This is a genomic window from Paracoccus sp. S3-43 (assembly GCF_029027965.1).
In the GTDB taxonomy this organism is placed as follows: Bacteria; Pseudomonadota; Alphaproteobacteria; order Rhodobacterales; family Rhodobacteraceae; genus Paracoccus.
On the sequence record NZ_CP119082.1, the window covers coordinates 2254757 to 2277059 of the forward strand.

At 68.4% G+C, this 22303-nt stretch carries 26 protein-coding genes; 2 read left to right on the forward strand and 24 right to left on the reverse strand.

Features of this window, described 5'->3' with window-relative positions:
* Nucleotides 1-91: 91 nt before the first annotated feature.
* The gene (locus PXD02_RS11730; protein WP_275104052.1) at nucleotides 92-427 is read left to right on the forward strand and encodes a DUF952 domain-containing protein; all 336 of its coding nucleotides are present in this window, start codon (nucleotides 92-94) and stop codon (nucleotides 425-427) included.
* Nucleotides 424-1488: a quinone-dependent dihydroorotate dehydrogenase gene (locus PXD02_RS11735; protein WP_275104053.1), complete on the forward strand. Its 1065-nt coding sequence runs from the start codon at nucleotides 424-426 to the stop codon at nucleotides 1486-1488. Before PXD02_RS11730 ends, PXD02_RS11735 begins: the two co-directional genes overlap by 4 nt.
* Here PXD02_RS11735 and cysE read toward each other — a convergent pair.
* The 24 genes from cysE to nth all read right to left on the reverse strand — a co-directional run bounded on the left by cysE (nucleotide 1479) and on the right by nth (nucleotide 22204).
* Nucleotides 1479-2309, reverse strand: coding sequence for a serine O-acetyltransferase (gene cysE, locus PXD02_RS11740; RefSeq protein WP_275104054.1), 831 nt, complete (start codon nucleotides 2307-2309; stop codon nucleotides 1479-1481). The two genes, PXD02_RS11735 and cysE, sit on opposite strands and share 10 nt — an antisense overlap.
* A gap of 66 nt (nucleotides 2310-2375) precedes the next feature.
* A complete protein-coding gene (locus tag PXD02_RS11745; RefSeq protein WP_275104055.1) occupies nucleotides 2376-3086 on the reverse strand; it encodes a DUF2793 domain-containing protein in 711 nt (236 codons plus the stop codon).
* Nucleotides 3076-6960 carry a baseplate multidomain protein megatron gene (locus tag PXD02_RS11750; RefSeq protein WP_275104056.1) on the reverse strand — a complete coding sequence of 1295 codons (3885 nt, stop codon included), beginning with the start codon at nucleotides 6958-6960 and terminating at the stop codon, nucleotides 3076-3078. The genes PXD02_RS11745 and PXD02_RS11750 overlap by 11 nt, the downstream gene beginning before the upstream one ends.
* 21 nt (nucleotides 6961-6981) lie before the next feature.
* A complete protein-coding gene (locus tag PXD02_RS11755) occupies nucleotides 6982-7410 on the reverse strand; it encodes an NlpC/P60 family protein (RefSeq protein WP_275104057.1) in 429 nt (142 codons plus the stop codon).
* The gene (locus PXD02_RS11760; protein ID WP_275104058.1) at nucleotides 7403-8236 is read right to left on the reverse strand and encodes a DUF2163 domain-containing protein; all 834 of its coding nucleotides are present in this window, start codon (nucleotides 8234-8236) and stop codon (nucleotides 7403-7405) included. The genes PXD02_RS11755 and PXD02_RS11760 overlap by 8 nt, the downstream gene beginning before the upstream one ends.
* Nucleotides 8233-8865, reverse strand: a complete 633-nt coding sequence (locus PXD02_RS11765) for a DUF2460 domain-containing protein (protein ID WP_275104059.1) — start codon at nucleotides 8863-8865, stop codon at nucleotides 8233-8235. Before PXD02_RS11765 ends, PXD02_RS11760 begins: the two co-directional genes overlap by 4 nt.
* A 13-nt stretch (nucleotides 8866-8878) precedes the next feature.
* A complete protein-coding gene (locus PXD02_RS11770; protein ID WP_275104060.1) occupies nucleotides 8879-9535 on the reverse strand; it encodes a phage tail tape measure protein in 657 nt (218 codons plus the stop codon).
* Between the two features lie 12 nt (nucleotides 9536-9547).
* On the reverse strand, nucleotides 9548-9751 hold the full coding sequence (locus PXD02_RS11775; RefSeq protein WP_275104061.1) for a rcc01693 family protein: 204 nt from the start codon (nucleotides 9749-9751) through the stop codon (nucleotides 9548-9550).
* Nucleotides 9748-10062: a gene transfer agent family protein gene (locus PXD02_RS11780; protein WP_275104062.1), complete on the reverse strand. Its 315-nt coding sequence runs from the start codon at nucleotides 10060-10062 to the stop codon at nucleotides 9748-9750. Before PXD02_RS11780 ends, PXD02_RS11775 begins: the two co-directional genes overlap by 4 nt.
* Nucleotides 10062-10475: a phage major tail protein, TP901-1 family gene (locus PXD02_RS11785; RefSeq protein ID WP_275104063.1), complete on the reverse strand. Its 414-nt coding sequence runs from the start codon at nucleotides 10473-10475 to the stop codon at nucleotides 10062-10064. Before PXD02_RS11785 ends, PXD02_RS11780 begins: the two co-directional genes overlap by 1 nt.
* Nucleotides 10476-10487: 12 nt before the next feature.
* Nucleotides 10488-10907, reverse strand: a complete 420-nt coding sequence (locus tag PXD02_RS11790) for a DUF3168 domain-containing protein (protein WP_275104064.1) — start codon at nucleotides 10905-10907, stop codon at nucleotides 10488-10490.
* On the reverse strand, nucleotides 10904-11242 hold the full coding sequence (locus PXD02_RS11795) for a head-tail adaptor protein (RefSeq protein ID WP_275104065.1): 339 nt from the start codon (nucleotides 11240-11242) through the stop codon (nucleotides 10904-10906). Before PXD02_RS11795 ends, PXD02_RS11790 begins: the two co-directional genes overlap by 4 nt.
* Nucleotides 11239-11856, reverse strand: coding sequence for a head-tail connector protein (locus PXD02_RS11800; protein ID WP_275104066.1), 618 nt, complete (start codon nucleotides 11854-11856; stop codon nucleotides 11239-11241). Before PXD02_RS11800 ends, PXD02_RS11795 begins: the two co-directional genes overlap by 4 nt.
* Before the next feature lie 189 nt (nucleotides 11857-12045).
* Nucleotides 12046-13209 (reverse strand): phage major capsid protein, encoded by a 1164-nt coding sequence (locus PXD02_RS11805; RefSeq protein WP_275104067.1) that lies wholly within the window; start codon nucleotides 13207-13209, stop codon nucleotides 12046-12048.
* Between the two features lie 102 nt (nucleotides 13210-13311).
* Nucleotides 13312-13839: an HK97 family phage prohead protease gene (locus PXD02_RS11810; RefSeq protein ID WP_275104068.1), complete on the reverse strand. Its 528-nt coding sequence runs from the start codon at nucleotides 13837-13839 to the stop codon at nucleotides 13312-13314.
* A gap of 3 nt (nucleotides 13840-13842) precedes the next feature.
* Nucleotides 13843-14076, reverse strand: a complete 234-nt coding sequence (locus PXD02_RS11815) for a GTA head formation protein, RCAP_rcc01685 family (RefSeq protein WP_275104069.1) — start codon at nucleotides 14074-14076, stop codon at nucleotides 13843-13845.
* 4 nt (nucleotides 14077-14080) lie between these two features.
* Nucleotides 14081-15265 carry a phage portal protein gene (locus tag PXD02_RS11820; protein WP_275104070.1) on the reverse strand — a complete coding sequence of 395 codons (1185 nt, stop codon included), beginning with the start codon at nucleotides 15263-15265 and terminating at the stop codon, nucleotides 14081-14083.
* Nucleotides 15266-15359: 94 nt separating this feature from the next.
* On the reverse strand, nucleotides 15360-16700 hold the full coding sequence (locus tag PXD02_RS11825) for a DNA-packaging protein (protein WP_275104071.1): 1341 nt from the start codon (nucleotides 16698-16700) through the stop codon (nucleotides 15360-15362).
* A complete protein-coding gene (locus tag PXD02_RS11830) occupies nucleotides 16651-17076 on the reverse strand; it encodes a permease (RefSeq protein ID WP_275104072.1) in 426 nt (141 codons plus the stop codon). The genes PXD02_RS11825 and PXD02_RS11830 overlap by 50 nt, the downstream gene beginning before the upstream one ends.
* Before the next feature lie 278 nt (nucleotides 17077-17354).
* On the reverse strand, nucleotides 17355-17807 hold the full coding sequence (locus PXD02_RS11835) for a hypothetical protein (protein WP_275104073.1): 453 nt from the start codon (nucleotides 17805-17807) through the stop codon (nucleotides 17355-17357).
* A gap of 118 nt (nucleotides 17808-17925) precedes the next feature.
* On the reverse strand, nucleotides 17926-19110 hold the full coding sequence (gene mltG / locus PXD02_RS11840; RefSeq protein ID WP_275104074.1) for an endolytic transglycosylase MltG: 1185 nt from the start codon (nucleotides 19108-19110) through the stop codon (nucleotides 17926-17928).
* Nucleotides 19107-20369, reverse strand: a complete 1263-nt coding sequence (gene fabF, locus PXD02_RS11845) for a beta-ketoacyl-ACP synthase II (RefSeq protein WP_275104075.1) — start codon at nucleotides 20367-20369, stop codon at nucleotides 19107-19109. The genes mltG and fabF overlap by 4 nt, the downstream gene beginning before the upstream one ends.
* 162 nt (nucleotides 20370-20531) lie before the next feature.
* A complete protein-coding gene (locus PXD02_RS11850) occupies nucleotides 20532-21545 on the reverse strand; it encodes an adenosine kinase (protein WP_275104076.1) in 1014 nt (337 codons plus the stop codon).
* Complete coding sequence (gene nth / locus PXD02_RS11855) at nucleotides 21542-22204, reverse strand: endonuclease III (RefSeq protein WP_275104077.1); 663 nt, start codon at nucleotides 22202-22204, stop codon at nucleotides 21542-21544. Before nth ends, PXD02_RS11850 begins: the two co-directional genes overlap by 4 nt.
* Nucleotides 22205-22303: the final 99 nt, after the last annotated feature.

The following is a 22303-nucleotide window of genomic DNA, read 5'->3' on the forward strand; positions in this document are numbered from 1 at the left end:
TCGAAAGGAAGCTTGGCCCAGGGCGCCAAAAGGGTCAAATGCGCCAACGCCGCCGCTTGACCGGGCGCAGGGTCACGCGGCAAATGCGGGCATGATGATCTACAAGGTTCTTCGCCCGGCCGAATGGGCCGATCTGCAAGCCGCCGGCGTCACCCAGGGCGCGCCGGTCGATCTGGCCGATGGATTCGTGCATTTCTCGACAGCAGCGCAGCTTGGCGTCACATTGTCGAAGCATTTCGGGTCCGAGGGGGATTTGATCCTGCTGGCCTGCGATCCGGCAGCCCTTGGCGACGACCTGCGGTGGGAGCCGTCGCGCGGCGGGGATGTGTTCCCCCACCTCTATCGCCCGCTGGCGATGCGGGATATCGCCTGGTCGCGCGTCATCGGACGCGGCGAAAACGGCCACGAGACGGGACCGCTGGAATGAACCTTGTGGAAAAATTCGGCCTGGCCGCGCTGCATCGGATGGACCCGGAACGCGCGCATGACCTGTCGATCCGCGCGCTGTCGGCGGGGCTGGTGCCGCTGCCCGGATCGCCCGTCACTTCGGACAGGCTGCGGGTCACGCTGGCGGGGCTGGATCTGCCGAACCCCATCGGTCTGGCAGCGGGATACGACAAGAATGCCAGGGCCGTCGCGCCGCTGATGCGGGCGGGCTTCGGCTTCGTCGAACTGGGCGCGGCCACGCCCCGCCCGCAGCCGGGCAATCCCAGGCCGCGCCTGTTCCGTCTGTCCGAGGATCGGGCCGTCATCAACCGTTTCGGCTTCAACAATGACGGCGCGCAGGCGATCGCGGCGCGGATGGCGGCGCGGCCTGCGGGAATTCCGGTGGGCCTGAACATCGGGGCGAACAAGGACAGCGCCGACCGGGCGGCGGATTTCGCGGCCGTAGTGGATGTCGCGGGGGCATCGGCGGATTTCCTGACCGTCAACGTCTCGTCGCCCAATACCGAACGGCTGCGCGATCTTCAGGGCGCCGACGCCCTGGCCGCGCTGCTGCGAGGTGTGCTGGAGGCCAGGGACCGGCTGCCCTCGCGCCCTCCGGTCTTCCTGAAGATCGCCCCCGACCTGAGCGATGGGGAAATCGGCGACATCGCCGCCGTTGCCCTGGAGAGCGGCGTCGACGGCATCATCGCCACGAACACCACCCTGTCGCGCACCGGCCTTGCAAGCCCGCATTCGGGCCAGGCGGGCGGGCTGTCGGGACGCCCGCTGTTCGAACGCTCGACCGCGGTTCTGGCCCTGCTGTATCGCGCCACGGGCGGTGCCATCCCGATCATCGGAGTAGGGGGAATTTCATCGGCGAACGACGCTTGGGAAAAAATCCGCGCGGGCGCCAGTGCCGTGCAGATCTATTCCGCCCTGATCTATCACGGCTTTTCGCTGGTGAGGCAGATGGCGAAAGACCTGGACACGCGACTGCGCGACCAGGGCGTCACGTTGGAGGCTCTGCGCGGCAGCGGAGCCGCCGGCTGGGCTCAAAGGTAATCTTCGCCCAGGCCCAGAAGCTGGTTCATGCTCTGCGACGGCTCGGGACATCCCGCGTCGCCGATCACGCGGGCGGGAACCCCGGCGACGGTCTTGCAGGACGGCACCTCGTGCAGGACCACCGAGCCGGCCGCAATGCGGGAATGGTGGCCCACATGGATATTGCCCAGAACCTTGGCCCCTGCCCCGATCATCACGCCGTCGCCGATCTTCGGATGCCGGTCGCCATCCTCCTTGCCGGTGCCGCCCAGCGTGACCGAATGCAGCATCGACACGTCATTGCCGACCGTCGCGGTTTCGCCGATCACGATGGAATGGGCATGGTCGATCATGACGCCCGTGCCGATGACCGCCGCCGGGTGAATGTCCACGCCGAAGCATTCCGAACAGCGCATCTGCACGAAATAGGCCATGTCGCGGCGCCCTTCCTGCCACAGCCAATGCGCCATGCGATAAGCTTGCAGCGCCTGGAAGCCCTTGAAGAACAGGATGGGCTGCAGCAGCCGGTGCGTCGCCGGATCGCGGTCATAGACCGCCATCAGGTCGGCCCGCGCCGCATCCCCCAGTGCGGGCGACATGCGATAGGCCTGGTCGGCGATTTCGCGCAGGATCTGCTCGCTCATCTCGCCGCTGGCCAGCTTGAGGGAAAAGCGATAGGCCAAGGCGGCTTCCAGGCTGTCGTGATGCAGCAGGCCCGCATGGATCAGCGATCCCAGCAGCGGCTCATCCTGAACCGCCGCCCGCGCCTCGTCCCGCAACTGCGCCCAGATCGCATCGCGATCAAGGCCCAGGTTCTTCTTGGTGCTGCTTTGCATGTTCATGTCACGGATCCAGGCCAGTCTTCAGCCCTTCTTAGCGCGAACAGGCGGCCGGGAAAAGGACGGGTCTCAGTCCGGCAGCCGCAGGTCCAGCCAGTGAACCGCCAGCTTCACCGTTCCGCCGGTGAAGCCCCCGCCCTCGCCCGTCATCAGCAGGGTCGCGCTGCTGTAATAGGTCATCGGTGTGCCCAGCATCCCGCGCGCCCATGACCCTGTCGCTTTCCCCAGTCCCTGGCCGAAGCGATTGTCGGAATCCGCCGTGCCCAGCCGCCAGGTCGTCAGCCCGCCGGTCAGGGCCTGGGTGATCCGGGCCACCGCGCCGATCACCATGACGCCGGCCGGGATGGCGATGCCGGTGTCGAAGGACGTGCCGGTGCCCACCGTCACCTCTCCTTGGGCCATGCCGAAGGCCAGCCCCGACCCCATGCTGCCAAAGGTCGCGGCGCCCATGAACCAGGCTTGCCCGTCAAAGACGGCCTCGACCCCGCGATCCGCGACAAAGGCCCGCATCCCGCGCGACGGCGGCACGAAGACCCAGCCGCCATTCGCGCCGACCGCGATCCGTCCCGCCTGCCCCGCCCAACCGCCGGACGCGCCTTGCGGCACGCCCCAGGCCTGGCCGTCGATCACCGTTTCCGGCGGGGCCGCGACCGAGACGCTTTCCAGGACCGCGTTGGTCAGGCCGTCCAGGCGCATCAGCGCCTCGTTCACCGTCACATGCTTCTGGGCCTGCGCCGATTGTAGCAGCGGCAGTTGAAGACGCCTGGTTTCAGTTGTCATTGAAAATCCTCCTGACAAAGGGGCCTGGGCCGAACTGGTCGGACAGTTGGGCGACGGCGACGACAAAGGCCCCGCCTTGCAGGGCCGTGGTCCAGACCTGTTCGGGCACGGCATATTCCGGCAGGCCGACATCCGCCTGATGCAGGACGATGCCGTCCCGCAGGATGCGGACGCGATAGCGTTCGCGAACCTCGCCCAAGGGAATGTCCGCGCCGTCCCATCCATCGCCGTCCACACGGCTGCGGCGGATCCAGGACAGCGTGCGGCCCGAAGCGCGCAGATGGCAGGGCGCATAGGGCCGCAGGCCGATTCCGCGCGCCTCGGTCACCTGGGCGCGATAGCTGGGATCGTCGAAGGCCCGCCGGGCCGGGCCGATGCGCCAGAACCGTTCCTGCCCCCTGGCCGAGGGCGGCAGGTTCACCTGCTGCGCCGCCCCGTCCAGCAGCACGACCACGCTTCCCTTGGGCCAGATCTCGGGCATGATGCCGTCGGTTCCGGCCTGGCCGCGCAGCCTGTCGCTGATCTCCCACAGGTCCTTGTCCACGGGAACGGCGTTGCAGAACTGGAGGATCTCCCAGTTTTCCAACGACCCGTCCCCGATCGCCAGGGCGTTCGCGCCGGCCAGCAGGGCCTTCCGGCCCACCGATCGCAGCGACGCATCCTTCAGCCGGATACGCAGGGGCGCGCCGCGATCGATCACGCCGGACCGGGCGCGGCCCAACGGGTTTTCCGTCCGACCGATGAAGGCGCGCCGCGACACCGTGGTGTTCAACTCGAGCCCTCCATCGCTTTCGACCGACGAATAGGCGACCACCGAACCCGGCCAGGGCTTGGCGGTCGCCGCCACATAGGGGACGTGCGGCTGCTCGTCGCCCCTGAGCAGCGGCAGATCCAGAAACAGCGACCACACCGGCAGCGGCGGACTGTAGCGGGTGACGATGCCGTCATCCTCGTTGGTGACGGCCTGGCGGTAAACGCCCGGCTCGACGCGGACCGCATCCACGGTCACGGCCCCGGCGCGTTCGACCCGGTCGATCCGCCAACGTTTGGGTTCGGCCTTTCCGTCATCCATGCGTATGACATCGCCCGGCCCCAGATCTCCTTGCGACGGTGGCAGAACAAGTCGCGCCGTATCCCGTGACACCACCGATTCCGCCAGCCAGCGTTCGGCAATGGCACGGCCCTCGGCGCGCGTCAGCGACATGGGGAACTCGCTGTCGCTGGCGGTGTCGCCCAGGGTGTCGGCCAAACTGGCCTCGGTCGTGGCGGTGGTGTAATCGCCCCCGGCCTCCACATGCGTCACCCGCAGCCGCCCGGTCAGTTCCGCCGGGGCCAGGCGCAGGGTTTCGAACCCCCGCACCTCTTCGCCTATTGCCAGATGCCGTTGCCCCAGGTCACGCGTGACCCGCCCGTCCCTGGGCAGGAAACGCAGGCAGCCGTCGCGTTCCACCGCGTCGATGCCATGGGCAAGCAGGATCGGCTGCAAGGCCGCGCGCGACGTTTCCCCGCCATTGACGTGAAAGCCGCGCACCACGCCCGTGACGGCGCCGACATCGAAATTGTCGACACCCGCCTCGCGGCAGAGATCGGCGATGACCGCCGCCAGCATCACCGATCCCGCGCGGCCGTTCAGCCAATGGCCGCGCTCCCAGGCGGGACCGTCGGACCACAGGTCGGTCCGCGCCGGGAAGGCCGGATAGGGTCGTGCGTCCCAGCACCAGACATGCGCCCGGTCCAGGACCACCATCCGGCCGCCGCCTTCGCTGGCCGGATTGTTCGCGGGTTTCGACCAATAGGACGTGACCGCCTGGACATAGGCAGCCTGGATCGCATCGTCGCGCTGCCCGTTCGAATAATGCGGCAGCGTGCTTTCCGAACTCATGGCGTCCAGGAACTTGTTCGGCTGGTTGGTGGCCTTGTCCAGGGCCGCGCAGCCGTATTCGGTGAACCAGATCGGCTTCGATCCCGGCACCCATCCGGTCGCCTGCGGCGACCGCACGCCGTTCGGGCGGTCATGGTGAAGGTTCTGCCACCAGCCCGCCAGATCCTTGTATTTCCAGACCCATGCCTCGTCATAGGCGCCGTCCGTGATCGGCGTGCGCCGCTGCGCGTCGCGGTCGGCGTCGCTGGCGTAATACCAGTCATACCCCTCGCCGCCGCAGACATTGGCCTCCAGATAGGCGGGATTGCCGATGCGGCCCCAATGCGCGTCCAGATGATCCTCGCCGTCGCGCCAGTCGGACAGCGGCATGTAGTTGTCGATGCCGATGAAGTCGATCTCGGGATGCGCCCACAGGGGATCCAGATGGAAGAAAAGCTCTCCGTTGCCGGGATGATGGCCGAAATATTCCGACCAGTCGGCGGCATAGCCGATCTTGACCGTCGGACCCAGGATCGCGCGAACATCCCGGGCCAGGCGGCACAGCTGCTGGACGGCGGGATAGCTGTTCCCCGCGCCCCGGATCCGGGTCATGCCGACCATCTCGGACCCGATCAGGAACGCGTCGATCCCGCCCGCCGCCGCGCAGAGATGGGCGTAATGCAGGATGAACCGGCGATAGGACCATTCGTCAGGCCCGGTATAGCGAACCGTGTCGCCATCCGGTGCGAAATCGCCGACGGCGGCCTGGCCGAAGAACGCATCGACCTCGGCCTTGGCCTTGGCCGTGCCGTCGGCCGACCCGGACCGACCCGGCGCCACCGACGTGGTGATCCGCCCGCGCCAGGGCATGACCGGCTGTTCGACCGCGCCATAGGGATCGGCCAAGCCGTTGCCGGCCAGCTGCTCCATCAGGATGAAGGGATAGAAAACCGCCTTCCGCCCCGACGCGGCGATCGCGCGCAGGCCCTCGACGACCGCCTGATCCGCAGGCGTTCCGCCATAGATCGGACGATCGTTCACCCGCGACACCTGCGCCGCGGCGGACCGGCCGATGCCCGCAACTGTCCAGGGCATCTCGGACCCGTCGGTTTCCCTCTGCTCGACCTTGGGCTGAACCGTGCAGCGGTCGATCCGCAGGTCGCTGCCGAACCAGGACACGACCAGCGACACCGACCCCACATTCGGCAATTCGCGCCCCAGGATGGTCATCGAGGCGCTGAAATCCGTCCCCCCCATCGGCGTGTTCACATTGATGGAGCGCAGCTCGCCCAGGCCCAGATCCTGATTGACCGGCGTCGTCGCCAGCGAATATTCGCCGGTGCCGGGGATCAGCGCGACCCCGCGCACGTCGCGGCACAGACCGCTGCCGTCCTGCGCGGGCGAGGTGACCTCGAAGCTCAGCTGCGGCATCCGGTTGCCCCAGGCTTCCAGGTTCAGATCCTCCAGCACGACATAGGCCAGCCCGCGATAGGCAGGCGCCAGATCGCCTTCGTGCGCCGCGATGGCGGGGTCGGGCTGCTGACTCTCGTCGCCGTTATAGACGCGCATGTTCAGGTCGTTGGCCGAGATCTCCTCGCCATCGGCCCAGACACGGCCGACGCCCAGGATCCGCCCTTCGCACAGCGCCAGCGCCACCGACAGGCGATAGCTGATCTGCGTGACGGCCGACCGGGGCGTGCCCTTGCCGCCGCCCGCATCCTCGGACCGTGCGATCTCCTCCAGGGGCGAGGCCCAGATGACATGCCCCGGCAGCCGCATCTGTCCCCAGATGCGCGGAATCGGCGCGCCTTCGCCCGCGGTTTGCAGGCGCAGGCGGTCGATGCGGCCGGTTTCCACGGCCTTGGACCCGCTGCCCAGCAGCCGCTGGTCAATGACCCGGCCGACCGTCGCGCCGACCGCGCGGCCGATGACAGCGCCCGACAGGCCCAGAACCGCGCCGCCGAAGCTTCCGCCAATCGACGCCCCGACGGCGGACAGCACGATGGTCGCCATGATGGCCTCCTTGTCTTGAACTCAGGGAAAGCGGAACCGGGCAGCGATCCGGTTCCGCCAGGGCGTCGTCAACGGGCTGTCGATGACGCCATGCGCGTTATAGGCATGGATGAAGCGCGGCGCCTCGCCCGCATCGGACAGGATGCCCAGGTGCTTGGCCACCGCCCCTTCGCGCATCCGAAACAGCAGCACGTCGCCCGCCCGCAACGCATCCTCGCGCGGGACGGGTGCCAGATGGCGCAGCGCGGCCTCCATCAGAACCTCTTGTCCGCCCCCCTCACCCCAGTCGGGGGTATAGGGGGGCGGAGCCTCGGGTTCGGTGCCCAGGCGTTCGCGCCAGATGCCCCGGATCAGGCCCAAGCAGTCGCAGGCCACGCCCCGGATGCTGGCCTGATGCTGATAGGGCGTGCCGATCCAGGCCCTCGCCAGCGTCACGACATCCTCAACCACGACGCGACCCCGCTTGCGGCGCCATGATCCAGTCTTCCGAAGGAAGATGAGGAAATCCGCGAAAATTGACGAAATTGTTGAACTTCTTCAGACAGGTCGCGGCCCGCTTGTCGCAACCGGCCAGAAGCCTGATCCGGTCCCCGGCGACCGGCGCGATCCCCAGGCCATGCCACAGCTCGATCTCTCGCTGGCCGTTCGGCAGCGCGGTATCGTTCTTGACCGTGGCGCTCAGCCCCTCGGCCCCGCCGGTCAGGACCAGCAGGCTGCCGCGTTCGAACCAGCCCGCGTCATAGGCCGGAAAATCCGCAAAGCGCAGGATCCGTCCATCCTCGATAACCGCGATTTCTGTCTGGATGGCAAAGACTTCCCCTGTCAGCGCCAGCTTGCAGCGCCCGTCCCCCAGCCGGGCCGAGCAGCGCGGATGAAACACCCGCCCCCGTGCGGCATTCAACGGTTCCGCCAGACCGCGAAGCTCTGCCCGGAACGCGCCCTGGGCCCGCGCGATCTCTCCCAGGCTGCCCGCGAAGACCAGCCGCCGGGCAGAAACGTCGGTCCAGTCCACCTCCCACATCTTGACCTCGGCGCCGTCCCAGCGGCCCGCCAGAACGTCGCGTTCCGTGATCGCATCGTCGGACAGCGCCCCTTCCGCTTCCGAGTTGTCGACCGACAGCCCGGTGGCCTGGACCAGGGCACGGGCCGACATGCCATGGTCGGGGCGGAACCGGATCCCGCCAAAGGTCAGCGCCGCATCATGGTCGGTAAAACCCAGAACCATCCCGTCCGCGCGGCGCACCATCCAGGCGCGCGCCGTGGTCGTGACCGTCATACCCGCACCTCGACCACCGGAATGGACGGCATCTCGCCCGCCTGGAATGACGCGACCGAAACCGCGATCCGGTCGGTATCGAACCGCACCGGCACATCGAATTCGAAGCCCGCCGTCACCTCGGCCCCCGGCGGGGGCGCATCGGAAAAGGTGATCAGGCCCGTGGCGGGATCGACCTCGTAATGCGTGCCGGGAAAGACCTCGTTGCCGCCGACACCGGCGCGGACCGTATCCTTGACCGGCTTGCCGATCGGCCGGGCATAGCGGCCCGGCCCCGAGACATAGGTCTTGGCCAGTTGAAAGACCCGCGTCGCGCCGTCGCCCTGCGCGATGACCTGATCGTCAAAGGCCGGGGCGCGCGACGGCAGGCAGCTTTTGTAATCCGTCCAGTCCTTCCAGCGGAAGCCGTGCAACTGCCCCGCCCGCGCCTCGAAGAAGGCCACCAGGGCCGACAGGTCGTCCAGGGACCGCAGCCCCATGCCCGCGTCATAGCGGCGGCGGGCATGCGCCCAAGGGGTGTTGCGCTCCTCGAATCCGCTGGCAAGGGCAACGATCTCGGTGCGCCGTTCAGGCCCCCCGACCGAACCGAAGGACAGGTTCGCCGGAAATCTTACCTCGTGAAATGCCATGTCGGTCCCTGTTTCAACTGTTGCGTTCGCCACGCGCCAGAACGCGGCCCAGTTGCGCGGCGATCTGGGATTGGCTGCGCTGGAAGCCCGCGACATCCGGCGTGGTGACGTTCACCGTCACGTTCATCGGCCGCGACCCGCCACTGGCCGCCGCAACACCCAGCCTGCCATCCGCCCCCCGGCGCAGCGGCATGATCGCCTCGGGTCCGGCCTCGCCCATCAGGCCGGTGGCCCCCCGCATCGGAAAATGCGTGGGCTGGCTGACGACGCCGCCCTTGGCGAAGGGCATCACCCGGCCCTGAACGAAGGCCCCGCCATTGGCAAAGGGCATGGCGCCCGACAGCATCCCGCCGATCCCTTGGGCCAGCGATCCGGCCAGGGCATTCTCGACCGGCTTCATCGCCATCGAGAACACCGTGTCCGCGATCGACCGCCCGATGCCCTTCAGCGACTCGGACAGCTTTTCGCCGTCGAAGATCAGCCCGTCGAAAGCGCGCCGCAGGCCGCCCTCGATCCCGGAACTCAGCGATCCGACCTCGCGCGCGGTGACCGTCACCGATTGCCGCAGCCGATCCAGTTCCGCCTCGAAGGCGGCGGTCATGCGGCTGGTCTGGCCGAACCCCTGATCCAGGTCGTCCAGCGTCGTGCTGAAACCATCCTTGTTGGCCATAGCCCTTGCCCCTTATCCAGATGTGTCGCGCGGCCGGTCGGGAAAGCGCGCGGCCAGTTCCGCCAGCCGGTCCCGCGTCATGGCGGGCGGCCCTGCCTCGACCCCCAGCATCAGCGCCAACTCAGCCGGGGTCAGCGCCCAGAACTGATCCGGGCGCAGGCCCAGGCCCCGCATCCCGGCCCGCATCAGGCCGGGCCAGTCCAGGCCCCCGTTCATGCGGCGATCCGAAACGCCCGCGCCAGAAGCTCGGCCGCCGCGCGCCCCGCCGCGACCGGCCCACCGCCGATCTCGACCGTCAGAAGATCCGCCGCCGTGCCCCGCCAGCCGCCGCCGCGCAGGCCCGCGACCAGCACCGCCAGCACGTCGCGGCTGCTGAAGCGGCCCGCTTCGAACCGCCCGGCGATCTCCATCAGGCTGTCGGCGCCCAGGTCATGCTCCAGTTCGGCCAGGGCGCCCAGGGTCAGCCGCGCCACATGGGCGGCGCCGTCCAGCACCACCTCGACCTCTCCGCGCATCGGGTTCGCCATCACAGCGCCACGAAGGTCAGCACGCCGGCCGAGGCCATCGTCACCTCATAGGTCGCCTCGCCGTTATAGCTGCCCGCATATTCCAGCGCGGTCAGCTGGAACGGCCCCTCGACCGTGCCGAAATCCGGGATCACCACCTGGAACCGGGGCACCTCTCCGTCAAAGAAGATCTGCCGCGCGCGCCCGTCGGTCTTGGCGTCGCGAAACACCCCCGACCCGGAAATCGAGGCGCTGCGCACCCCTGCCCCGCCCAGCAGTTCACGCCAGCCGCCCTCGCTTTCCAGACTGGTCGCATCGACCGTCTCGGCGTTGAACGACAGGCGGGATGCGCGCAGCCCGGCAATCGTCTCGAACGCCCCCTCCCCGGTCATGTCCATCTTGATCAGCAGATCGCGTCCATTCTGTGCCGCCATGGCCCTTACTCCTCAACCCAGGTCAATGCGCGCGCGAAAGGTCAGATCGACCCGCCGCGCCGCGCCTTTTTCAATCCGCCGCGCCCTAGCGCGTTGGAACCACAAGCCCGTCAGCCGTCCCCGGCTCAGCGCCAACTGCGCCTGATCCAGCGCATCGGCCACCGCCACGGCAGCCGCCTTGACCGCCGCGAAGCCCACGCCCTGATCCGCGCCCGACAGGACCGAGACGACGAAATCGTGCTGCGACGCGGCCGCCGTCATGTCGCCCGCGTCCCGCACATCCTCGGGACCAAGCGAGACGAAGACGCCCGCAGGCGCCTCGACCGGCATCGCGTCGAAAATCGCATCGCCGACCATATCGCTCAGCGCGGCATCGGCCCGCAGATGCTGATAGACCGCCCCCTGCAGGGCGAGGCTTGCCGCAAAGCTCATGTCTGGTCCTCCTCGCGCGCGAAACATGTCAGCCACTGGCCGCTGGGGTCGCGTTCGGCCACCGCCTCGACCGCGAACAGGCGGCTGCCCATCCGCAGCCGCTGGCCCGCCACCGGGCGCCGGGGATCGCCCGCGCGGGCGCCCCGCACGGTGATCCGCCAGGCCACGACGCTTTCGGGCCCGACCTCGGCGCCGCGTTCCTGCCCCGTCCCGGCCTTCATCTCGGCCCACAGCGATCCGATTCGCTGCCAGACGGTGCGATAGCCGCCGATCCCGTCGTCCTGCCGAACCGAGCCTTCCAGATCCAGCCGCACGTTCAGGTTCGGCCCGCTCATCGCCGCGCCTCGCGGCTGCCGCGACCGGCCAGGGTGCGGACCTGCCGCCAGCGTTCGATCAGCGCGCTGACGCCAAAGGGCATCGCTGCCCTGGCGCCGTCATGGCTGCGATCCTCGTAATACCGCGCCGCCAGCATCACCACGGCCTGCGCCAGATCCGCCGGAACCTGGGACCAGGCATCGCCGAAACCGGCGGTGAAAGTCACGCTGACCATGCCCCGGCGCGGCACATGCGGCAGGATCACCCCGGCCGGCAGGATCATCGGCCGCTGCCCATGCGGCAGCAGCCGCCAGTTTTCGGCCGGCACTTCGGTCACGGTGCCCATGCCGTCGTCGATCTCGATCTTGTCGACCGAGATGACCGGCGCCAGGGGCAGTGTCTGGCCCAGCCGGTCGCGCCAGTCGTCAAGCTGCATCCGAAAGCGCCGGGTCAGCAGCACCTTGCCCGTGCGCGCCTCGATCGTGGCGATCGCCGCGCGCAGGAACCCCGCCAGGGCCGCGTCCTCGGCCGTGTCATCCGCAATCTCGAAGCCCGTTCCAAGCCGCAAATGCTCGCGCAGCGCCGCGACAGGCAGCGCCTCGGCTTCGGGCGCCGTTTCCTCGATCAGCATCATCTCGCGAACCTCCCGTCTTGCTGTCCGCTCGTCATCCATCGGGGCAAGGCCCGCCTGGGGCCTTGCCGTCGCATCAAATGGGAAAGACCGCGCCCGCGCGTCGGCCATCAGCGCGCGCGGACAGTTGCAAACCGGCATGGCCAGCGACCCGTGCGCGGTCTTTCCCTCACCTGGTCCCGCGATCGGGGATCAGGCGAACTGCAACAGCTTGACGGCGCGGAAATCGGTCACGCCGCCGCCCACGCGCTTGGTCGCATAGAACAGCACATGCGGCTTGGCGCTGAACGGGTCGCGCAGGACGCGCAGGTCGGGGCGTTCCACGATGGTATAGGCAGCGCGGAAATCGCCGAATGCCACGGACAGCGCATCGGCGCCGATATCGGGCATGTCCTCGCTGATCAGCACCGGATAGCCCAGCAGCTGCGGGGCCTGACCCGCGGCCAGCGCGTCGGTCCACAGGAACCGGCCATCGGCGTCCTTCATCTTGCGGATGGCGGCGGCGGTCTTCGAATTCATGACGAAGCTGGCATTGACCCGGTATTCGGCCCCCAGGGCATAGATCAGGTCGATCAGCGCATCCGCCGGAGCCGCCGGATCGAACCCGCCCGCAGCGCCGGTCTTGACGATGCCGATGGTGCCGTCGCCCGCCGTCGCATTGGGCGCGGTCGGATAGGACAGGATGCCCTTGGGCTTCGACACGCCGTCGCCGGTGACGAAGGCGGCCGCCTCGGACCGGGCGAACTTGTCGGCGATGCGCTCGGCCAGCCAGGCCTCGACATCGAAGGCGCCATCGTCCAGCAGACGCTGGCTGGCCTTGGGCATGGCCGACAGCTCGTGCAGCGGGATCGAGATGCGGTCGATGCCGCCCGGTGTCGTCTCAGCCGCCGTATCCTCGTCGGCCCAGCCCGCGCCGGTCTCGCCCTTCTCGACCAGCACTTCATAGCTGGCGGATTCGATGGTCACGACATTGGCCAGCTTGCGCAGGGACGCGCCGGAGCGCAGCACGTTCTGCACCGTTTCGGCGACCTGCGGCGCGGCCAGGAAGCCGCCGTCGCTGGCGACCGTCAGGCCCTTTTCCTCGATGACCAGGCCGCGCAGCCCGTCATCGTCGCCGCTGCGCAGATAGGCGTTGAAGGCCTTCTGATGCGGCACCTCGACCTCGGCGGTGGCGGACAGCGGGGTGCGGCCGCGAAGGGCGGTCTTGCGATCAAGCATGGTCATGCGTTCGTCCTGTGCAGTGAGTTTCTTCTCAATATCGTCACGAAAGCCCTTGAGTTCGCTGACGAACCCCATCATGGCCCCCTTCAGGTCGGCGGCCGTGCCGCCACCGTCCGCGGCTTTCACCTCGGTCATGGTCTGTCTCCTCATCGCGATGATCGGGGCCGACCTGCCCCTGTTTTCGGACCGCCGGGGCGATCCAAACCCGTCGACCGGGGCCTTGCCCGGCCAGCAATCTCAGACCCGCAACGCCTCGGCGGCCGCGGTGAACAGCGCCGCCATCTCGCGCAGGTCGTCCGCCTCCTTGCGGCCCACCTTCGCCTCGGGCAGCATCGGGAAGGTGACCAGCGACACCTCCCACAACTCGACCTCGGCCAGCACCCGGCGGCCTTGCTTGTCGCGTTCCGCACGGATGGTGCGATAGCCGATCGACAGCCCGTCGATGGCGCCCGCCTGGATCAGCGCCGCAGCCTCTCGGGCCTGCGCCACCTCGGGCAGCAGCCGGCCCTTGACCCACAACCCCTTCTCGTCCTCGCGGATATCCTCCCACACGCCGATGGGCTTTGCCGGATCGTGCTGCCACAGCATCCGCACCTTGTCGCCCTTGGCCGCCAGCCGCGCCAGCGACGCGGCAAAGGCGCCGGGCGCCACCGCATCGCCGCCCTGGTCGGTCAGCCCGAACAGGCTGGCATAGCCCTCGATCACCTGCCCGTCCGACAGCACGGGCGCACCGCCCGCGAATTTCACCTCAAGTCCCGGAACCATCCGTCAGCCTCCTTTCGGCGCGAATTCCAAAATGCCCTGCACCGCCTGCGTCAGGATCACCGCGACGACGCCATAGACGGTCATCCACAGCCGCCGCTCCAGCCCCTCGATCAGCGTCTCGATCCGCTCCAGCCGCTTTTCCACGGTGCCGAATTGCAGCGCCATGATCCGCTCCTGCGCCTCGAACCGCTGGTCGTGCCAGCCGAAGCCGTCCTTCACGAAACGCGACCCCTCCATGGGATCACGCCCCGGCCAGCGGCGGCAGACCCAGCAATGCCCGCTTTTCCGCATCCGTCAGGAAGGTCGCGGCGCCGATCCGCGCCCATTGCTGGTCCCGCTCCTCAGCCAGGGCCGGGATGCGGTCGGGATCGGGGCGCAGTTCGACCTCGGCGCCCAGATGCTCGGACAGCCACCACGCCACTGATGCCGAGACCCTCGTCGCCAGCGGCAGCACCGTCAGGCGATAGAAGGCTCGATGCGCCTCGGCATAATTGGCATAGGTCGCGTCGCCGGGGATCCCCAGCAGCATCGGCGGCACTCCGAAGGCCAGCGCGATTTCCCGCGCCGCCGACAGCTTCGTCTCATGAAACTCCATGTCGGACGGCGAGAACCCCATCGGCTTCCAGTCCAGACCGCCTTCCAGCAGCATCGGACGTCCCGCGTTGCGCGCGCCCTGGTGGTTCACCTCGATCTCGCCCACCAGCCGGTCGTATTGCTCGGGCGACAGAACCCCCTGCCCGTCGATCCCCTTGTAGACGATCGCGCCACTGGGCCGCGCCGCATTGTCCAGCAGCGCCTTGGACCAGGCGCTTGCGCTGTTATGCACGTCCAGCGCCACCGCCGCCGCCTGCATGGGCGACAGCCCGTAATGGTCGTCCTGCGGATGGAAGGACTTGACGTGGCAGATCGGATCGGGGCTGCCGGTCATGTCGAACCGATGCTTGCGCCCACCCACCGCATAATCATAGGCGACCGGCCAGCCATCCGCCCCCGGAACGATGCTCATCCGGTCGGATCGCAGCACATGCAGCTCCTCGGGCAGGCCCTGCGCGCCCAGGCCCGCCGCCTCGACATAGCCGTTGCCGGACAGCAGCATCTGCCCGAACAGCGCCTCGAACAGTTCCGCCCGGCCCTGCCCCGGATTGGGGCGGCGCAGCAGATCCAGCACCGGATGCACGTCATAGCGGCGGTCGCGATCCTCGCAGACAACCGGCACCGCCGCCGCCGCCTCGGCGATCAGCTTGACGCAGCGAAAGCCGACCGGGTTGCCGACGAAGCCGCCCCGCGTCAGGCTGGCCGTATCCCGCGACGACCAGACCGTGCGCCCCGCGCCGCCGGCAAGCGCCACCACCCGGCCGGTCGCACTGGCCTTTCTCTCAAGCGGAGGAGCCTGCTTCTCCTCCCGCGCAAACAACCGAAACGCCATCTCTGCCTCCATGCCAACGAAAAAGGGCCGCCCCGGCGGGCAGCCCTTTCTTCTTCATGAAAATATCCCGGGGGTCCGGGGGCTGGCCCCCGGCCTACAACCGCCGCATCTGCGGCCGCCGCCAACCAGCCCCCGGCTCGATCACCAGCTCATGGATCGCCCAGACCAGCGCATCCAGCCGGTCCGGGCTGCCTCGCCCCTCGAAACCGCGCACCGTCATCTGGCACATCTGGTCCTCCAGCGCGCCCAGGCCCCGCAGATGCTTCACCCGCCCCTGCTCATAGAGCGCCGCCACGGGCTCGGCCCGCAGCCCCTTGCCGCGACCGGCCCGCAGGGCGCGGAACGGCACCAGAGGATCCACCTGCCGGATCACGCTTTCCACCAGATCGCCGCCCTGGTTCACCTCGGCTACCAGCCGCTCGGCGCCGTGGCGATCCATCGCCGCGATGGCGGCGCGCGCCCAGTCCAGGGGACCGCCCTTGACCGTGGCGTCCTCCAGCACATAGGTCCGCCAGTCGCCCGGCTCGCCCTCGGCGACGACGCCCGCGACCACGATGCCGCATTCGTCGCTGGCCTTGCCCGCCGTCACCGCCGGATCGACCGCCACGACAACCCGCGACAGCTTCGGCGCCCGGTCCACCCGGCAGCCTTCCAGCATCGCCGTGGTCCACAGCGCGCCCTCCACATCGTCCAGCAGCACACCGTCCAGTTCCTGCCGCCCCAGCCGGGTGCCGCCGTAACGCTGCGCCACCTCGGCCAGAAAGCTTTCCGCCAGATAGGCGCGGTTCGCATCGGTCGGCGCATGGGTCGTCACGGTTGACGCATTGCCCAGGATCCGCTTCAACACGCCCACATTGCGCGGAGTCGTCGTGACGACCTGCTGCGGATGCTCGCCCAGGCGCAGCGCGAATTGCAGCATGTCCCAGACATCCTCGGCCTTCTTCCACTTGGCCAGCTCGTCCGCCCAGGCCGCGTCGAATTGCGGCCCGCGCAAGGCCTCCGGCTCATGCGCGGAATAGACGGTGGCCGTCGCGCCATTGGCCCAGACCAGCCGCTTGCGCCCGGCCTCCCAGACGGGACGCCGGTCGGGCGGCGAACAGGCGAGGATCCCAGACTCACCGAACACCATCACCTCGCGCACCTGGTCGAAGGTCTCGCCCACCAGGGCGACACGGTGACACCGGCCGGGTGCGGCGGCACTCGGTCCCTCGACCATCCGCCGCACCCATTCGGACCCGGCACGGGTCTTGCCCGCGCCGCGCCCGCCCATGATGACCCAGGTTTTCCAGTCGCCCTCGGGGGGCAGCTGGTGCGGCAGGGCCCAGAACTCGAACAGCCAGGGCAGCGCCATCAGAGCGTTTTCCGACAGCCCGCCCAGGAATGCGTCAACCTCCTCCGGCGCGGCGGAGGCAAGCCAGGCGGCGCCCGATTTCATCTCTTGCCGCGTCAAGGTCGAGGCTTCCGCCTCCGACCACGCCGGCGATGTCCTTGCGTAACTTGTCAACCCTGTTCCTTTCCGCCATCAGAAGGCCGACCGCCTCGCGGACGACCTTCGCGGTTTGCATGGCTTCCTTCAGCTCGGCGGGATCGACGGCCCCGCTCTGCCGGGCCTCCAGCGCGGCCTCGTGACGTTTCAAATCCTTGACATAGGACCAGAACAACCCTTCGGCGACGGCGATGGCCTCGCTGGGGTCCATGCCTGCCTCCGCACTCGCAACCGGCTTCACGTCCGCCGCGGCCGTGTTTCGCCTGGCCGCGAACGGTCCTTCGGGATCACCGATGCCGATCCCGCGCCATTCCATATCGTTCATGCAAACTGTCCCGCCTCGTGTCCTGTCCGCACGAGCCGAAAAATGAAAAAGCGGCCCAGAGGTTGCCCCCGGCCGCTTGCCCACTTCTCCCAGCATGGAAAGTTTCTACCCCAGGGCGTTCGGTAAGTCAATTACTAAACCGGGGCGCGCACGGCGCGGGCTTTGTTATCCAGTCCGAACAAAGACTTGCGCCGCGCAACACCCCTGCGCAACACCCGGCATTTCCCTGCGCACCAGCCCGGCCGAAACCGCCCGGCAGGCGCAACGGGGATTCGGTTTCAGGTCTCCTTCGTGCCCTTGCCCTGCGACGCCCTGCCTTGGCCCTTGGCCTCGGTCGCGGCGGCGATGGCATTGGCGGCCTCGTCCTGCATCTTCTGGGCGAACCCCACCATCTGCGCGGCATAGGCCTCGGCCCATTCCGGCAGATGGCCCGATTTCAGCGCGGCGGCACGCATCTCCTCGCCCTTTTCGCGGATCTTCTCGAACTGCTCCTCCCAGGCGTTCTGCATCGCCTGCCACTGGTTGCGGACATTCTCGCCCGCTTCCTCGAAATAGCCCCTGAACTGGCGGTTCATCTCGTCCTGGCGTTGCAGGGCGGTTTCCTGCCACTTGCGGGCGCTTGCCAGCATCTCGTCGTTGCGGCTGTTCAGGTCGTCCTGCCATTCCGCCACGCGCTTTTCATAGGTGCGCGCATTTTCGGCCAGGGTCGAAAACATGTCGGACAGTTTCATGGCTCATCCTCCTGCAAGGCGATGGCCGGGCGCGGTCCGCGCCACGAAAAAGCCCGCCCTTGCCTGCAATGCTGCGCAACCGGGCGGGCTTTGTCAAATGCCTTGAACCGCTTGCGGCCTAGCCGTCGCCCTGGACCGGGCTTGTCGGGTCGCCGCCCTGCTGACGCTCGATCTCGCGCCAGCGGGCGACGGCGGCGTTATGTTCCTCCAGCGTGCGGGAAAACGTGTGCCCGCCGGTCCCGTCGGCCACGAAGAAGACGTAATCCGTGCTGTCGGGATTCAGCGCCGCATGGATCGCCGCGCGGCCCGGATTGGCGATGGGCGTCGGCGGCAGCCCGTCCACGCGATAGGTGTTATAGGGCGTCCGCACCGCCAGTTCCGACCGCCGCAGCCCGCGATCCAGAACCCCCTGGCCGTTGGTGATGCCATAGATGACCGTCGGATCCGTCTCCAGCCGCATCCCGCGTTCCAGCCGGTTGACGAAGACGCTGGCGACCTGCGCCCGCTCGTCCGCCACGCCGGTCTCCTTCTCCACGATCGAGGCCATGATCAGCGCCTCCTCGGGCGTCTCGTAGGGCAGGCCGAAGGGCCGCGCCTCCCATTCCTCGGCCAGGATCGCCGCCTGCCGCTGCGCCATCTCGGCCAGCAGCGCCGAACGGCCGCGGCCCTTCTCGACCTCATAGGTGTCGGGGGCAAGGCTGCCCTCGGCCGGGACATCCTCGACCTCGCCGGTCAGGAAAGGCGCGGCCTTCAGCGCCTCGACCACCTGCCAGCTCGTCACGCCCTCGGCCAGGGCCACGCGCAGCCGCACGCCGGGCTTCTCGACCGCGGCCGAGATCGCCTCGGGCGATTCCTCGGTCGCCGGGTTGAAGCGCGCCATTTCCTCGAAGGCGCCGGTATCGGGGTTCATGTCGCGCAGCAGCACGGCGTTCTCGCGCACGCCCACGCGCACCAGAACCTCGGTCCCGCAGGTCGACGGCCCGCCCGCCGTGATGACCCCGACGATCTGCTCCATGCTGGCATGGGGCGGCACCAGATAGCTGCCGAATTTCAGCTCCCGCGCCTTGTCCAGATAATCCGTCCCGGCCCGGAAGACATAGGAATTTCTGATCGCCCCCTGCTCGACAAGCTGCTGGCTGACCGCGTTCAGGCTGGCCCCCGGCGCGACCTGCACGCATTGCGCGACCGCGCTCGGCCCCGGCCCGCTGAACTGGTGCCTGGCCCAGGCCACCGCCGCCGCCGCCGCGATCAGCATCACGATCAGCAGCGTCAGAAAGTTCGACGCGATGTTGCGCCAGATCATTCCCGGACCTTCCCAAGGACCAGCGAGGCATTCGTCCCGCCAAAGCCGAAGCTGTTGGACAGCGCCACATCGACGCGCCGCCGCACGGCCGCGTTCGCCGCCAGATCCAGCCGCGGCTCGACCGCCGGATTGTCCAGGTTGATGGTCGGCGGGCAGATCTGGTCGCGGATCGCCAGCACGCAGAAGATCGCCTCGACCGCGCCCGCAGCCCCCAGCAGATGCCCGATGCTGGACTTGGTGGAGGACATCACCACGTCCTTGGCATGATCGCCCAGCAGCCGTTCCACAGCGCCCAGTTCGATGGTGTCGGCCATGGTGCTGGTGCCATGGGCGTTGATGTAATCCACAGCCCCCGGTTCCAGCCCGGCATTCTTCAGCGCGTTCCGCATCGCCCGGAAGCCGCCGTCGCCATCCTCGGAAGGCGCGGTGATGTGATAGGCATCGCCCGACAGCCCATAGCCCAGAACCTCGGCATGGATCCTGGCCCCGCGCGCCCTGGCGTGCTCGTATTCCTCCAGCACGACGCAGCCCGCGCCCTCGCCCATCACGAAGCCGTCGCGATCCGCGTCATAGGGGCGGCTGGCGGCCTGCGGATCGTTGCCGCGCTTGGTCGACAGCGCCTTGCAGGCGTTGAAGCCCGCGATGCCGATCTCGCTGATCGGGCTTTCCGCCCCGCCCGCGACCATCACATCGGCATCGCCCAGCGCAATCAGCCGCGCCGCGTCGCCGATGGCATGCGCCCCCGTGGAACAGGCCGTCACGACCGCATGGTTCGGCCCCTTGAAGCCGAAGCGGATGCTGACCTGCCCCGAGACCAGGTTGATCAGCGCGCCGGGAATGAAGAAGGGCGACACCCGCTTCGGCCCGCGCTCCTTGATCAGCACCGCCGTATCGGCGATCGAGGTCAGCCCGCCGATCCCCGACCCGATCATCACGCCGGTCCGCTCGCGGTCCTCCTCGGTCGCAGGCTCCCAGCCTGAATCCCTCACCGCCTGCTCGGCCGCGGCCATGCCATACAGGATGAAGTCATCGACCTTGCGCCGGTCCTTCGGCTCCATCCAGTCATCGGGATTGAACGTGCCGTCGCCGCCGTCGCCGAAGGGGATCTCGCAGGCGTATTTCGTCACCACGTCCTTGGGATCGAAGCGGGTGATCGGCCCGGCGCCGGACTGCCCGGCCAGCAGCCGGTCCCAGGTCGCCTCGACGCCGCAGGCCAGCGGCGTGACCATCCCCAATCCGGTGACAACAACCCTGCGCATCCACGATGTCCTTCACGCTGCGAATTCGTTCGGCCCTGATACACGCGGCGGAGGAACCGCGCAACGCTGCGAACACCCGCCACTCGGCGGCTTTCTTCTTCATCCGAATATCCCACAGGGGGTCTGGGGGACGTGAAGTCCCCCAGCAGTCGCGGGACGCAATCAGACCAACCCCTCGGCCCGGAAATCCGCCCGCAAGTCGCGCTCGGGGCGCGGCCCGACATGGCCGATCACCTCGGCCGCCGCGATGCAGCCCATCCGCCCCGCCACCGCCAGCGGGACGCCCAAAGCCAGACCATAGATCAGCCCGGCGGCGAACTGGTCCCCCGCCCCGGTCGCGTCCACCGGCACGATCCGATGCACGGTCGCCGTCACCCGCTCGCCCTCGCGGATCAGGATCGCATCCTCGCCCGACCGGGTGCAGATCACCGTCCCGCAATCAGCACTGGCCAGCCGCAGCGCCTCCTCCAGATCCTCGACCTGATACAGCGACTGCCATTCATGGATATTGCCGATCACGTAATCCATCGGCCCGGAGACCAGGCGGCGGAAATCCGCGCGGTGGCGGTCCACGCAGAAGGGATCGGACAGGGCGATTCCCGCCTGCCCGCCCGCCGCGTGGCAGGACCGCGCGGCCTTCAGGAAGGCTTCCTTCCCCTTGGGCTTGTCGAACAGGTATCCCTCCAGGAACAGCCAGCCCGCCCCCTGGAACACCGCCGGGTTCACGTCCTCCGGTCCCAGTTCGGCGGAAATCCCCAGATAGGTGTTCATCGACCGCTCGCCATCCGGCGTCACGAAGATGATGCTGCGCGACGTGGGCAACTGATCGCCCGCGACCGGAGGGTTCACGAACACCGTCCCCGCCGCCTCGGTCTGCTCGGCATAGGACAGGCCCAGCGGATCGTCGGCCACCCGGCCGATGAAGGCCGTGCGCAGCCCCAGCATCCCGATGCCCGCCAGGGTATTCGCCACCGACCCGCCCGGCACCAGCCGGGACTGCGCGCGCCCCGGCCCGTGATCATCCGCCTGCGCGGCCATCAGGTATTCCGACCGCTCGCGCTCGATCAGCTGCATGATCCCCTTCCGGATCCCCAACGCGGCCAGCCGGTCGTCCTCGGTGGGCGAGATCACGTCCATCACCGCATTGCCGATGCCGATCACATAGGGGGTGGTCATGCGGTCCTCTCCTCATAGGGGCACAGATCGTAAATAGGGCAGACCGCGCAGCGCGGGCGGCGTGCCTGGCAGATATAGCGGCCGTGCAGGATCAGCCAGTGATGGGCGTCCTGCTGGAAGCGGGCGGGCACGTTGTCCTCGATGGCGCGCTCGACCTCCTCGACATCGCGGCCGGGCGCGATGCGGGTGCGGTTGCCGACCCGGAAAATATGCGTATCGACCGCCTGCGCGGGAAAATGGAAGGCGCTGTTCAGCACCACATTGGCCGTCTTGCGCCCGACGCCCGGCAGGCTCATCAGCGCCGCGCGGCTGTCGGGAACCTCGCCGCCGTAATCATCGACCAGAATGCGCGACAGGGCGATCACGTTCTTCGCCTTCTGGCGGAACAGGCCGATGGTCCTGACATGCTCGGTCACGCCTTCAAGCCCCAGATCCAGCATCTTCTGCGGCGTGTCGGCCAAGGCGAACAGGCCCTTGGTGGCCTTGTTCACGCCCATATCGGTCGCCTGCGCCGACAGCGCCACCGCCACCACCAGCGTGAAGGGGTTCGAGAACACCAGCTCGGTCCGGGGCTGCGGATTGGCCTCGGCCAGGCGCGAGAAGATCGCGACCTGCTGGGCAAAGGGCAAGGGCTGCGGCGGACGGCGGGGCTGGACCATGGCCCGACGCTTTTGGCCGTCCGCGCCCGGCAATGCAAGCCCGGCCCCGAAGCCACGGGTTTTTTTCCGCCAATCCAGCATCTTCCACGCAGCCGTGAC